Raw genomic sequence first — 12,483 nt, 5'->3', positions numbered from 1 at the left:
TCACTCGACCCGCGGGGCGCTGGAGGCCGAGGTGTCGGCGTCGTCCGAGCCGTCGTCGAGGAAGATGTCGTGCACGGTGATGTTGACCTCCGTCACCTCCAGGCCGGTCATGCGCTCGACCGAGCCGACGACGTTGCGGCGCACGGCCTGGGCGAGGTCGGCGATGGAGACGCCATACTCGGCGACGAGGTCGAGGTCGACGGCGGCCTGCCGCTCGCCCACCTCCACGGCGACGCCCTGGCTGAGGTTCGTGCGCGAGCCGGGGATGCGGTCGCGCAGGGCGCCGACGGCGCGGGCGGTGCCGCCGCCGAGGGCGTGCACGCCGCTGATGTCGCGTGCGGCGATGCCGGCGATCTTGGAGACGACGGCATCGGCGATCGAGGTGCGGCCCTGCTCGCTGGCGAGCGCGCCGGTGCCGCGGGTGGCGACGTCGGTGGTCGTGGTGGCGGTGGTCTCGGGCTTCTTCTCGGTCATGGGTGAACCTCTCTGTTCCCTGGTCGTCGTGCTGCGCGGGTGGTGTCCCCGCGCTGACGGTGCACGCACGTCGTGCGTCTGACAGGAGGTAGTCGTGCCGTCCTCCCCGATCGTCACGGATCTGGTGGTGTGATGTGGAGCACGCGGTCCCCGCGAGGAGTGGGGACCACTGGGGTGGGGAGGTCGGTGGGCCTGCCTGGACAGGATGGAGCCGTGGTGACCGCCGAGCCTCCCGAGGAGGAAGCCTCCGACGCAGCGCTGGTGCGCGCCGTCGGCGCGGGTGACGCCGAGGCCTTCCGCGAGATCGTGGACCGCTACGGTCCGCGGATGTACCGCTACGCCCTGCGGCTCGTCGGCGGCAACGACACCGACGCGGCCGAGGTCACCCAGGAGGCGCTGATCTCGGCGTGGAAGGACCTCGGCACCTTCCAGGGCCGCTCCAGCCTCAAGACCTGGCTCTTCCGGCTGGTCCACCGCCGTGCGGTGGACCTGCAGCGCCACCGGCGTCCCACGCCCATCAACGACGACCTGCTGTCGCGCTTCGTGCCCGAGGCCAGTGACAACCCCCTCCAGGACGTGCTCGACGCCGAGCTGCTGGCGGCCTTGCAGCAGGCGCTGGACGAACTACCGTGGCACCAGCGCGCGGTGTGGCTGCTGCGCGAGGTCGAGGGCATGTCGTACGACGAGATCGGCGAGGCGCTGGCCCTCCCGGTCGGAAGCGTCCGTGGTCACCTGCACCGCGGACGGCGGACCCTGGCGGAGAGGATGGCGCGATGGCGGTAGAGCCGCAGCGAGACGACGGTGACGACCTCGTCGGCGCCGACCAGCCCGATGTCGTGGGAGGCGAGCTCCTCGACCGCGCCCTGCGCGCCGTGCGCGAGGACGACCCGGGCGGCTTCGAGGGTGTGCGCAGCTCCGTGCTCGAGCGGGTGCGGCGCACCGTCGTGCCGGCCGACCCGGTCCTGCTGCGACGCGCCGACGGCGGCGTCGACCACGACCCCGACGGCTCGCGCACCTGGGTCTCCAGCCGGGTGGTGCGCTCGGCGGTGAGGCGTCTGGCGCAGCAGCGCGTCGCGAGCGCCCCGGCGTCGGTGCAGGTGGACGTCGACGAGGAGCGCGTGACCCGGGTGCGACTGGGTCTCGTGTGCTCCTACGGCACCGACGTCCGCTCGGAGGCCGCCGAGGTGCGCGGGGAGGTCCAGGAGCTCCTGGTGTCGCTCGTCGGGCCCGATCCCCGGGGCGCGGTCGACGTCGACATCGACGTGGTCGACGTCGTGGAGGGCGACCCGCGCCTGGTGTGAGCACGGGGAAAGGGTCACCTCCCGGCGCGGATCGACGTACCGTGGCTCCGGCCGTCGGCCGACCCCCGCGAGGTCGCCCCCGTGCCCCGTGGTCCCGGGTCGTCCCGGCGCCGTCTCACCCGCCCCTCTCCGTCGACCCCCCTCCAGGAGACCTGCATGCGCGACTCGGGTCCGCTCCCGTCCAGACCGTCCCGGCGACGCGCCACCGGCGCAGCCGTGGTCTGCTTCCTCGCCCTCTGCGTCGGCTCGGTCGCGCTCAGCGCCCCCGGCCGGTCGGCGCCGCCGCCGGAGCGGGCCACCACGTCGCCCCGCCCGGCCGGCGACCTGCGCACGGGCCCCGACGCGTTCGTCGGAGGGCAGGCGCTCCTCTTCAGCGGGCGGGTGGGTCCGCGACGCGAGCAGGCCATCCGTCTGCAGTTCCACATGAACCGTCCGGGCGACGTCTGGACCGACGTCCAGGGCTCCCGCGGCACGACCGACCGGTCCGGAGCCTTCCGGTTCACCTTCCCCGCACCGGCCATGGAGAACATCAGCTACCGCGTGGCCTCCTCGTCCGGCGTCACCCCGGGGCGGCTGCTGCGGGCCCGCGCCCAGGAGGTCGTGCTGTCCCTCGGGCGACGCCACCCGGCGGCGTACGTCGACCGCCCCTTCGTGCTGAAGGCGGACACGACGCCGGTGGTCCGCGGACGCCGCCCACCGGCCTTCCCCGGTCGTCGGGTGGAGCTGCAGGAGCGCGTCGACGGACACCGCTGGCGCACCGTCGACACCGACACCACCGACGCGCGCGGGCGGGCCTTCTTCACCCGCACCGAGGCCGAGGTCGGCAACCACGTCTACCGCGCCCGCCAGGACGACTGGACGCAGGGCGGCGACCGGATCGGCTGGTTCGCGTCGTTCCCGACCACGTTCACGGTCGTCGCGGAGCCGCCCCCGGCCCCCAGCCCCACTCCGGACCCCACGTCCAGCACCACCCCCAGCACCACCCCCAGCACCACCCCCAGCGGCACCTCCGGCGGCATCTCCGGCGGCGCCGGCTCGCGCGCTGACACGCCCGCGGTCACGACGACGGCGACACCCGCAGCGGTGCCGGCCCGGCTCACCGTGACCCGGGCGCAGGAGAGCGACGCGCAGCCCGCACGTGCGACATCGGGCGACGCCGTCCTCACCACCGCCGGGCGCGCGTCGGGCTCGACCAACGCCAGCTCCCGCTGGGGCTGGGGTCCGTCGCTGTTCGACTTCGCCTGGGAGTTCGGGGAGTCCCTCACCTCCCGTCCCTACCGCGGCAGCCGGCTCGAGGGCGGGTGGCGCGACACCTCCAACGGCACCGGTCGGGCCGCGCACGTCAACGGCGGCCTCTTCCTGCAGAGCGGCTCCGGCGCCACGGCCCGCCACCGCGGCACCACCACCGCCACCCTCGACGGCAACGCCCAGCGCACGGGGCGGTGGGAGTTCCGGCTGCGGGCCTCGGCCGACCGCGGCCGCGCCGCCGACTACGACGTGCGCGTCGAGCTGGTGCCCGAGGGCTCGTCGATCGACGCGTGCACCGGCCCCGTGGTCACGGTCGCCGACTTCACCATGCGCGAGCGGGGGATGCGCTTCGGCGTGCGCTCCCGCGAGGGCGGCACGGCCCGGGTGGGACGCGAGGCGGTCAGCCTCACCGACCAGCCCCGCAACGTCGCGGTCGAGGTGGGTCGGCGTCACGTGACCTGGTTCTACGACGGCGCCGTGATCGGCTCGGTCGACGTGGCCGACCTCGGCGCGCCGCTGACGCCGCGCATCAGCCTCGTCGGCAAGCGTCGGTCGACGATGAGCCCGACCGTCCTCACCACCGACTGGCAGCGCGCGTGGACCCTCGACCACGGGAAGCAGGTCCGGTCGGGGCCCTCGCTCGGCCGGGTCCGGACCGACCCCGCCTGCTGACCGGCGTCAGCGGCGTCAGCGGCGGTCCGCGACCCGGACGCGCGAGGGTCACGAGGCGCGGGCGCGACCCGCGTGGGGCGCCGGACGGCTCAGGCTCCGTCGCCCCCGGTGACCACCGCGAGGAGACCCTCGCCCCAGCGCTCGAGCTTGCTGGCGCCGACCCCCGAGATCGAGCCCAGGGCGTCGAGGGTGGTGGGTGCCTCGGCGGCGACGTGGCGCAGCGTGGCGTCGTGGAAGACGACGTACGCCGGCACGCCGGCCTCCTTCGCGGTCTCGGCCCGCCAGGTGCGCAGCCGCTCGAGGAGCGCAGCGCCCTCGGCGTCGAGGTCGACGACGTCGGCGGTCTTGGCGCGGCGCTCGTTGCGGCTGCGGGTGGAGCGCTTCGGCTCGGTGCGCAGGTGCACCTCGCGCTCGCCGCGCAGGACGTCGGTGGAGGCCTCGGTCAGCTCGAGGGTGCCGTAGCCGTCGGCGCCGACGGCGAGCAGGCCCTGCGCCAGCAGCTGGCGCACCACACCGCGCCACTCGCCGGCGCTGAGCTCCGTGCCGACGCCGAAGACGGTGAGGCTGGTGTGGTCGAGCTCCACGACGCGGGCGGTGGCGTTGCCCAGCAGGATGTCGACGACGTGACCGGCGCCGTAGCGCTGTCGTCGCTGCGCCAGCCGCACCACCGCGGAGAGCAGCTTCTGGGCGGCGATCGTGCCGTCCCACGTCTGCGGGGGAGCGGTGCAGGTGTCGCAGTTGCCGCAGGGCTGGCCCTGCTGGCCGAAGTAGGCCAACAGCTGCACGCGGCGGCACTGCACGGTCTCGCAGAGCGCGAGCATCGCGTCGAGGTGGGCGCCGAGCCGACGGCGGTGGGCGGCGTCGCCGTCGGAGGTGTTGATCATCCGGCGCTGCTGCACGACGTCGGCCAGGCCGTAGGCCAGCCAGGCGGTGGCGGGCAGCCCGTCGCGACCGGCGCGGCCGGTCTCCTGGTAGTAGCCCTCCACCGACTTCGGCAGGTCGAGGTGGGCCACGAAGCGCACGTCGGGCTTGTCGATTCCCATGCCGAAGGCGATGGTCGCGACCATCACCAGCGAGGGCTCGCGCAGGAAGCGCGACTGGTGCTCCGCGCGCTGCTGCGCGGGCAGACCCGCGTGGTAGGGCAGGGCGGGGATGCCGTGCTTGCTCAGGTGGGCCGCCGTCTCCTCGACCGACTTGCGCGAGAGGCAGTAGACGATGCCGGCGTCGCCGGCGTGCTCGCTGCGCAGCAGGTCGAGCAGCTGCTGGCGGGGGTTGTCCTTGGCCACGATGCGGTACTCGATGTTGGGGCGGTCGAAGCTCGCCACGAACTGCCGCGCCTCCGCGAGCCCCAGGCGGTGCACGATCTCCTCGGCCGTCTCCCGCGTGGCCGTCGCGGTGAGCGCCACCCGGGGCACCCCGGGCCAGCGCTGGCCCAGCACGGTGAGGTTGAGGTAGTCGGGACGGAAGTCGTGGCCCCAAGCCGAGACGCAGTGGGCCTCGTCGATGGCGAAGAGCGCGATCCGGCCGGCGTCGAGCAGCCGCAGCGTCTCGGCCACGGCGAGCCGCTCCGGGGCGAGGTAGAGCAGGTCGAGCTCGCCGGCGACGTAGGCCTGCTCGACCGCGCGTCGCTCGTCCGTGGTCTGGGTGGAGTTGAGGAAGCCGGCCCGCACCCCGAGCGCGTCGAGGGCGTCGACCTGGTCCTGCATCAGCGCGATCAGCGGCGAGATGACGACGCCGGTGCCCTCCCGCACCAGCGAGGGCACCTGATAGCACAGCGACTTGCCGCCGCCGGTGGGCATGAGCACCAACGCGTCGCCGCCGCCGACGACGGTGTCGATGATCTCGGCCTGGTCGCCGCGGAAGGCGTCGTAGCCGAAGACCCGCTCCAGCACCTCGAGGGGCGAGCCGGCGGGGGAGTCGGTGACGGTCATGGGGTCCATCGTGCCGACCCCTCCCGACCGTACGCCGACCCGGGCCACCCCACCTGTGGACGCGGCGGCCGTCGCGGGCCCGCGTCGGGCGTGTGGTCTCAGGCGTCGGAGCGCAGCAGCCAGCGCTCCACGACCACCTCGACCAGCACCCGGGCGCCGTAGCGCGACGGGTCGGCGGCGTCCCACCCGTCGTACCGCTCGGCGAACGCCGCCAGCACCGCCGCGTGCGCCTCACGCCCCCGCGGCCCGGACAGGTCGTGGACGACCGCGCGTCCCTCGCCGACCGTCGGGTCGGCTGCGCTGCCGTCGAGGGCGAGCGAGACCCGCGGGTCGTGCTCCAGGTTGCGCGTCTTCACGGCGTCTCGGGAGGTCGCGATCCAGACCAGGTCGGCGTCGCGCACGAACCACACCGGGGTCGTGTGGGGCGAGCCGTCGCGACGCAGCGTGGTCAGCCACAGGCAGGGAGGGGCGCTCACCCGCCGATCGTCACAGATCCCCGGTGACGCCCGCGCACTGCTGGCCTGGCCTGACGGTCGTGGACGTGGTGGTCGGTGGAGCTGCACCCCGGTTTCAGGGCAGCCGCCGACGACCTCGACCCCGCCTACCGCGGCGCGCACGTCGTCGACCTGGCCCGCAGGCTGGGCGGGGAGCTGACGCCCGCGGTGCTGGGCCGGGCGGCCCGGTCGGGGGACCACCCGCCGCAGACGGTCGAGCAGCTGTGGCACTGCCTGGCGCGCTTCCGGCGAGGGCGACCCCGGCCCACGACGTGAGCCCTTGCCGGGCCGTCCGGGCGGTCCGGAGAGGGCGGCGGTCAGCGGTCTCGCAACCACGCGTCGAGGGCGAGGGTGACCTCGGTGTGGGCCGCGAGCATCGCCCTAGGGTCGTCGGGCACCCGCAGCACGTGGTCGCCGGGGACCAGCACGGTGCGACCGCCCAGGGCTGCGAGCACGGTGCGGTCGAGGTAGGGGTCGGACTCCCCGATGGCGGTGAGCTGCGGTGCGGGGTACGCCAGCAGCGCCTCGCTCACCAGCGGCTCGATGAGCAGCGGGGTCAGCCAGGCGGCGGGACAGCCGAGGTCGGCCGCGACGGGAGCGGCGAGGGTGCCCAGCGACTTGGCCACGACGACGAGCCGGCCGTCGTACCCCTCCGCGGCGGCGCGCAGCTGCTCGCCCACCCAGACCGCCTCGTCCTTGATCTCGAGCGCTCCGCGGGCGGCGGGGTCCCACCAGACCTGGCGCACGTGCCACCCGCGGGCCAGGGCGACCTGGGTGGCGAAGAACAGCAGCGGGGCGTCGGGGGAGTACTGCCTGCCCGGCAGCACGACGCACAGGCCGCGGACGCCCTGGGGCGAGGTCTCGGCGGCGAGGTCGACGTAGCGGGTCACCGTGACAGCCTCGGCGCGGCCCGCGACGTCGTCAACGTGCCTGGTCGTCACGGCTAGCCTCGGTGCATGGCCGGGACAGGCAGGGTCGTCGCCGTGAGCCGGGACGAGACCCACCGCTTCAGCAAGACCCCGCGCGAGTCGATCACCCTCGTGACCGGCCTCGGCGTGGTCGGCGACGCCCACGCGGGTGCGCTCGTGCAGCACCGCTCGCGCGTGCACCGTGACCCCGGCCGGCCCAACCTGCGCCAGGTGCACCTGATCCAGGACGACCTGCTCGCCGAGGCGCGCGCGGCCGGCCACGACCTCGGCCCGGGCGGGCTCGGAGAGAACGTCCTCACCACCGGGGTCGACCTGCTCGCCCTGCCGACCGGCACCCGTCTGCGCCTCGGCGAGGTGGTGCTGCGCGTGACCGGACTCCGCAACCCGTGCCGCCAGATCGAGGACCACTCCGCCGGGCTGCTCAAGGTCGTCGTGGCCCGCGCCGACGCCCGGCCCTCGACCTCCGAGGTCACCCTCGGTCCGACCGGCGGGGCGGAGTCGATCGACGGAGCCGGCATCACCCGCCGGGCGGGCGTCATGGCCGTCGTCGAGCGCGGGGGAGAGGTGCGCCCCGGCACGGCGGTCGAGGTCGAGCTGCCGCCCGAGCCGCACCAGCGGCTCGAGCCCGTCTGAGACCGCTTGTGCGCGCCGCTCATGATGGGGTGGACCGGTGAGCGACTCCCCGACGACCGCGCCGCAGGTCGCGATGCTGTGGGAGGACGCCGACCCCGACCGTGTGCTGCGGCAGCGCTTCGGCCTCGACGGCGCGGGTGCAGCCGGGCGGTGGGTGTGCTCGCTGGTGGGGCGGGTGTGGGGCGCGCACGACGTCGCCTGCGAGCGGATCGTCCTCAGCGACGTCAACGCCCTCGCCTGGCTGTCGACCGACGACGGACCCCGGCTGGCGAAGTGGACGCGCTCACAGCAGCGCTTCGCCCGGCTGCAGCAGCTCGCGGCGCTGACCGGCTGGCTGGAGGGGGAGGGGCAGCCGGTCTCGGCGCTCGTGCCGGCTCGCGACGGACGGCTCCAGGTCGAGCACGACGGGGTCTCGACGGGTGTGCAACGCGTCGTGCGCGGCGAGCTGCTCGACGTCGACGACCCGGCCCAGGTCCGGGCCGCGGGTGCCGCGCTCGCGCGTCACGTGGCTCTCGCGCGCTGGCCGGGCGGCGTGCACCTCGCGGGCTCGCCGGATTACGTCGACCCGCGGCGAGCCCTCGCGGGCAGGCTCGGGGCCGACAGCAACCACCTGCCAGCCCCGGCCGGTGCCCTCCTGCGCCGCCTGCTGCGGGAGGCACCAGACCTGGGTGGCGCGCCCCAGCTCGTCCACGGCGACGTCCGCTCGGCCAACGTGCTGTGCCGGGGAGCCGAGGTCGTGGCGCTGCTCGACCTCGAGGAGGCCCGCGCCGAGCAGCGCGTGGTCGAGCTGGCGCGGGCCGCTGTGCTCCTCGGCACCCGCTTCCACGACTGGGCGCCGGTCCCGGGCGGGGTCCGCCAGACGTTCCGGGCGGGTTATGAGTCGGTGAGCCGGCTCTCGCCTGCCGAGAGCCGTTGGTTCGACGTCGTGGAGCTCGCGACGTCCTGGGCGATGGTGCCGACGGGTGGAGATCCGACAGGCTGGGCGAGCGAGGCCCGAGCCGTCACGACCCGCCTCGGCAGCTAGCATCGCTGGGTGCCGGTCGAGGTGGTCCCGTACTCCGCGCAGTGGCCTGTGCAGTTCGACCGGGTCGCCGCGCAGCTGCGGTCGGCCCTGACCACGGTGCCCTCGGCGTACGTCGAGCACGTCGGCTCGACCGCGGTGCCCGGCCTGGCCGCCAAGCCGGTGCTCGACATCGACGTCGTGGTCCCCGCGGATGACGTCGACGCCGCCGTGGCGGCGTTGGAGTCGGCCGGCCACGTGCACCGCGGCGACCTCGGCGTGCCCGACCGCGAGGCCTTCCACGCACCCGACGACGACCCGCGGCGTCACGTCTACGTCTGCCGCGCCGGCACCCTGGGTGTGCGCAACCACCTCGCCGTGCGCGACGTGCTCCGGCGCCGCGATGACCTGCGTGAGGCCTACGCCGCGGTCAAGCTCGCCCTGGCCGCCGACCCCGCCATGGACATCGACACCTATGTCGCCCGCAAGTCGGCGGTGCTCCAGGAGGTGCTCGCGGTCGCGGACCTCACCGCCGAGGAGCGACGCCGGATCCTGCGGCTCAACGACCCGAGCAGCGCCTGAGGGACGTGAGGCACGACTAGCCTTGGACCATGGCGCAGCCGCGGGCGGGGGACCGGAGGACGCGCCCGACCGGGCCGGTCGCGCCGGGATTCCGGTGGTTCTGGACGGGGGAGACGGTCTCGGCGGCCGGCTCCTACGTCACGGTGCTGGCGCTGCAGACGCTGGTCGTGCTCGACCTCGGGGGCGACGCGCAGGACGTCGGCTGGCTCAACAGCAGCCGGTGGCTTCCCTACCTCGTCATCGGTCTGCTGGTCGGTGCCTGGGTGGACCGCTGGCCCCGTCGCCCCGTCATGATGGCCACCGACCTGGCCCGGGCGGCGCTTCTCGTGGCGATCCCGCTCGCGTGGTGGGCCGGGGTGCTGACCCTCCCGGTGCTGCTGGGGGTCGTGGTCGCCTTCGGTGCCGCCTCGCTGTTCAACGACGCCGCCTCGCAGTCGTTCGTGACGCGGCTCGTGCCACGGCCTCGACTCCAGCAGGCCCATGCCCGGCTCGACACCGGCGACGCCGCCGCGCAGACCACCGGGCCCGCGCTGGCCGGGGGCCTCGTCAGCCTGGTGGGCGCGCCGCTCGCGGTGCTCGTGGACGCCGTGAGCTTCCTGCTCTCCGCGGCTGTCGTGTGGCGACTGCGGGTGGAGGAGCCACCGGCGGTGGACCGCCGGGCACGTCCCTGGCACCTGCGCCGCGAGGTGGCGGCCGGGGTCCGGTGGGTCTACCGCGACTCGGGACTCACCCGGCTCGCGGTGTCCACCCACGTCTGGTTCGCCGGCCAGGCGGTCCTCGGGGTGGTGATCGCGCCGTACGCCCTGGTGGAGCTCGGCCTCAGCGCCTTCCAGCTCGGCCTCGCCGTCGCCTGCGCCGGGGCGGGGGCCGTGCTGGGCGCCGTCGTCACCGGCGTGGTCGGGCGCCTGCTCGGCACCGGTCCGACCATCGCTGCCGCCCGGGTGCTCGCGGTCGCTGCGGCGCTGGTGACGGCGGGTGCGGCGTCGGTCGGCGCGGGGGAGCAGGGGACTGCGGTGGTCGTCCTCGCCACCGGTCAGCTGCTCTCCGGCCTCGGCATGGGCCTGAGCAACTCCCACGAGATGGCCTACCGCCAGCTCCGCACCCCCGACGGGCTCCAGGCACGCACCAACACGACCATGCGGTCGGTCAACCGCGGCATCCTCGTCGTCGCGGCGCCCGCCGCCGGGCTGCTCGTGGTCCTGCTCGGCAACGCAGCCGCCCTCCTCGTCGCCGCCGCGGTCTTCGCGGTGTCGGTCTGCGTCCTGCTCACACCCACGATGCGGGCCGACCGGTCCACGGTCTCGACCTGAGCCCCTCCGCCCGTCGCCTTGACGCGAGCAGGTGGAGGTGATGCGTTGGTCCGGGCACCGATCCGGGGGAGCAGGGGGATCCCGGCGCTCCCGGTGCGACCACCGACAGCGCGAGGGGACGAGGACGACGATGCGGGCCGACCACTACGACGACTTCGCCGAGGCCTACGCCCGCGACAACGAGTCGAACCTCTTCAACGCCCACTACGAGCGACCCGCCATGCTCGACCTCGCCGGCGACGTGACCGGACGTCGCGTCCTGGACGTCGGGTGCGGCGCGGGCGCGTTGGCGCAGGCGCTGCGGGACCGCGGGGCCCTGGTGACCGGTCTCGACGCGAGCCCGGCGATGGCCGCGCTGGCCCGACGGCGCCTCGGCGACGACGTCGACGTCGTGGTCGCGGACCTCGCCGAGCCGTTGCCGTTCGCCGCAGGGGAGTTCGACGACGCCGTCGCCTCGCTGGTGCTGCACTACCTGCCGGACTGGTTAGGCCCGCTGGCCGAGCTGCGACGGGTGCTGGAGCCCGGCGGTCGGCTGCTGCTCTCGGTCAACCACCCGGTCATCCGCCCGGTCGTCTACCCGCAGGAGGACTACTTCGCGACGACGGCCTACACCGAGGACTACACCTTCGACGGCCGCACGGCGGCGCTGACCTTCTGGCACCGACCGCTGCACGCGATGACCGACGCGTTCTCGCGGGCCGGGTTCCGGATCTCCACCCTGGCTGAGCCGCCGTTCTCGCCGCAGACACCGGCGGAGCTGCTGCCGCCCGACCTCGGCGACCGCACCGCGTTCCTCTGCTTCCTCTTCTTCGTCCTGGAGGCACGATGACCCACAGTCTCGGCCGTTCGTCGGGTCGTGGCTCGGGGGCCGAGTGCCGGGGAGCGGCTGACACGTCCTCCACGGCTGTCATTCGGCGTAACCTGACATAATGTCAGTTATCGGCGGCATGTACCGTCCTGCAACACGCAAGCGTGCTGCAGGTCCGGTCCATTGAACATTGCCCTGCGGGCGGCCAGACCTAGGCCGTTCGCTGACCCGTTGCCACACACCCAACTTGGGAAGGTGTGGCCTAGATGCCGTACTACACTGACCGTGCTTGGTGGACTGTCGATGATGCTGCGCGGCTGCTTCGTGTGAATCGCAAGACCTTGTATGACGCTTGCAACGCTGATGACTTCGCCCACAAGCGTCTTGGGCGGTACATCAGGATTCCTGCCGAAGCCTTAGGGATGCTGGTTCGTCCAGAAACCCGTACACGGACCTATCACGTGACTGATGAACCCGCACAGTTGGAACTTCCCCTTGATGCCCTGTGTCTGGTGCCTGTTAAGCGATTCAGGAACACCCGTGAACGCATCACACCTTGGCACTATGAAGACAATCTGTATTGCCAGAAGGCCAGAATGACACCTAGGACAGCCTAGGAAAATAAAGGTGCCCCAATCCCCCACTGACAAATCCCATGCCCTTAGATTGATGCATCGGATTCATGGCCTTTAGACACGTGCTGTGTTAAGATGGTCTAGTACCACTTTCAATCCGGGCCGGTAGAAACTTTCTGAAAAATAATCGGCCTAGAAGAATCTGTGGTATAATAGATATGTAAGCGAACAACGACTAGGAAGACCGCTGCACTTAGACTTAAAACCGTTGGTTTTGAAATCCCCTGCAAGGGTCGTCGTTGTTTCTTGCAGGGGATTTTTTTTATGCCCAAGTGTTTTGGAAACACGTTGTTGCAGTGATTCAACCGGTGGTTGGTAGACAACTGGCTGTGGCTAAAGACCTAACGAACTTGGGATGCCACTTCAAAGGGACCAACATAAGTGGGTAAGCACGTACCGGGCTTAGGCATTGACTTCGAACTACTTGCCTAAGCACAACTATGCCTAAATACAAAGCATACTAAGT

Annotated in this window: 14 protein-coding genes; 10 read left to right on the top strand and 4 right to left on the bottom strand. The window is 72.8% G+C overall.

Annotated features, from left to right (window positions below; all coding sequences use genetic code 11):
* Positions 1-474, bottom strand: a complete 474-nt coding sequence (locus tag ASF50_RS08810) for an Asp23/Gls24 family envelope stress response protein (RefSeq protein WP_056904083.1) — start codon at positions 472-474, stop codon at positions 1-3.
* A gap of 213 nt (positions 475-687) precedes the next feature.
* Here ASF50_RS08810 and ASF50_RS08805 point away from each other — a divergent pair, with 213 nt between their 5' ends.
* The 3 genes from ASF50_RS08805 to ASF50_RS08795 all read left to right on the top strand — a co-directional run bounded on the left by ASF50_RS08805 (position 688) and on the right by ASF50_RS08795 (position 3,695).
* Positions 688-1,257 carry an RNA polymerase sigma factor gene (locus tag ASF50_RS08805; protein WP_235557598.1) on the top strand — a complete coding sequence of 190 codons (570 nt, stop codon included), beginning with the start codon at positions 688-690 and terminating at the stop codon, positions 1,255-1,257.
* Positions 1,248-1,775 (top strand): hypothetical protein, encoded by a 528-nt coding sequence (locus tag ASF50_RS08800; RefSeq protein ID WP_056904082.1) that lies wholly within the window; start codon positions 1,248-1,250, stop codon positions 1,773-1,775. Before ASF50_RS08805 ends, ASF50_RS08800 begins: the two co-directional genes overlap by 10 nt.
* A gap of 156 nt (positions 1,776-1,931) precedes the next feature.
* The gene (locus ASF50_RS08795; protein ID WP_056904081.1) at positions 1,932-3,695 is read left to right on the top strand and encodes a hypothetical protein; all 1,764 of its coding nucleotides are present in this window, start codon (positions 1,932-1,934) and stop codon (positions 3,693-3,695) included.
* Positions 3,696-3,784: 89 nt separating this feature from the next.
* On the opposite strand, the gene recQ is transcribed toward ASF50_RS08795, so the two are convergent.
* Positions 3,785-5,626 (bottom strand): DNA helicase RecQ, encoded by a 1,842-nt coding sequence (recQ, locus tag ASF50_RS08790; RefSeq protein WP_056904080.1) that lies wholly within the window; start codon positions 5,624-5,626, stop codon positions 3,785-3,787.
* 98 nt (positions 5,627-5,724) lie between these two features.
* Positions 5,725-6,102: a nitroreductase/quinone reductase family protein gene (locus tag ASF50_RS08785; RefSeq protein ID WP_200920056.1), complete on the bottom strand. Its 378-nt coding sequence runs from the start codon at positions 6,100-6,102 to the stop codon at positions 5,725-5,727.
* A gap of 75 nt (positions 6,103-6,177) precedes the next feature.
* Between ASF50_RS08785 and ASF50_RS08780 the strand changes: the two genes are divergently transcribed.
* Positions 6,178-6,396, top strand: coding sequence for a hypothetical protein (locus ASF50_RS08780; protein WP_056904079.1), 219 nt, complete (start codon positions 6,178-6,180; stop codon positions 6,394-6,396).
* Positions 6,397-6,437: 41 nt separating this feature from the next.
* Here the strand turns inward: ASF50_RS08780 and ASF50_RS08775 are convergent, their stop codons facing one another.
* Complete coding sequence (locus tag ASF50_RS08775; RefSeq protein ID WP_156718176.1) at positions 6,438-7,010, bottom strand: hypothetical protein; 573 nt, start codon at positions 7,008-7,010, stop codon at positions 6,438-6,440.
* Positions 7,011-7,103: 93 nt separating this feature from the next.
* Here ASF50_RS08775 and ASF50_RS08770 point away from each other — a divergent pair, with 93 nt between their 5' ends.
* From ASF50_RS08770 to ASF50_RS20065, 6 genes are all read left to right on the top strand, one after another.
* Complete coding sequence (locus ASF50_RS08770; protein WP_235557597.1) at positions 7,104-7,682, top strand: MOSC domain-containing protein; 579 nt, start codon at positions 7,104-7,106, stop codon at positions 7,680-7,682.
* Between the two features lie 37 nt (positions 7,683-7,719).
* Positions 7,720-8,706: a phosphotransferase gene (locus ASF50_RS08765; RefSeq protein WP_200920055.1), complete on the top strand. Its 987-nt coding sequence runs from the start codon at positions 7,720-7,722 to the stop codon at positions 8,704-8,706.
* 9 nt (positions 8,707-8,715) lie between these two features.
* Complete coding sequence (locus ASF50_RS08760) at positions 8,716-9,264, top strand: GrpB family protein (RefSeq protein ID WP_056904076.1); 549 nt, start codon at positions 8,716-8,718, stop codon at positions 9,262-9,264.
* Positions 9,265-9,293: 29 nt separating this feature from the next.
* Positions 9,294-10,574, top strand: coding sequence for an MFS transporter (locus ASF50_RS08755; protein WP_056904075.1), 1,281 nt, complete (start codon positions 9,294-9,296; stop codon positions 10,572-10,574).
* A gap of 130 nt (positions 10,575-10,704) precedes the next feature.
* On the top strand, positions 10,705-11,403 hold the full coding sequence (locus ASF50_RS08750; RefSeq protein WP_056904074.1) for a class I SAM-dependent methyltransferase: 699 nt from the start codon (positions 10,705-10,707) through the stop codon (positions 11,401-11,403).
* Between the two features lie 245 nt (positions 11,404-11,648).
* Positions 11,649-11,999: a helix-turn-helix domain-containing protein gene (locus tag ASF50_RS20065; protein WP_082502915.1), complete on the top strand. Its 351-nt coding sequence runs from the start codon at positions 11,649-11,651 to the stop codon at positions 11,997-11,999.
* Positions 12,000-12,483 lie beyond the last annotated feature (484 nt).

Source organism: Nocardioides sp. Leaf307 (assembly GCF_001423135.1).
In the GTDB taxonomy this organism is placed as follows: domain Bacteria; phylum Actinomycetota; class Actinomycetes; order Propionibacteriales; family Nocardioidaceae; genus Nocardioides; species Nocardioides kribbensis.
Note: the sequence above shows the minus strand (reverse complement) of the source record. Positions and strands in the feature narration are given on the sequence as shown.

What these genes read in the sequence shown, in the direction of transcription:
- ASF50_RS08795 (WP_056904081.1), top strand. Translation starts at nt 1,932, where the DNA reads ATGCGCGACTCGGGTCCGCTCCCGTCCAGACCGTCCCGGCGACGCGCC.
- ASF50_RS08755 (WP_056904075.1), top strand. Translation starts at nt 9,294, where the DNA reads ATGGCGCAGCCGCGGGCGGGGGACCGGAGGACGCGCCCGACCGGGCCG.
- ASF50_RS08800 (WP_056904082.1), top strand. Translation starts at nt 1,248, where the DNA reads ATGGCGGTAGAGCCGCAGCGAGACGACGGTGACGACCTCGTCGGCGCC.
- ASF50_RS08750 (WP_056904074.1), top strand. Translation starts at nt 10,705, where the DNA reads ATGCGGGCCGACCACTACGACGACTTCGCCGAGGCCTACGCCCGCGAC.
- ASF50_RS08810 (WP_056904083.1), bottom strand. Translation starts at nt 474, where the DNA reads ATGACCGAGAAGAAGCCCGAGACCACCGCCACCACGACCACCGACGTC.
- ASF50_RS20065 (WP_082502915.1), top strand. Translation starts at nt 11,649, where the DNA reads ATGCCGTACTACACTGACCGTGCTTGGTGGACTGTCGATGATGCTGCG.
- recQ (WP_056904080.1), bottom strand. Translation starts at nt 5,626, where the DNA reads ATGACCGTCACCGACTCCCCCGCCGGCTCGCCCCTCGAGGTGCTGGAG.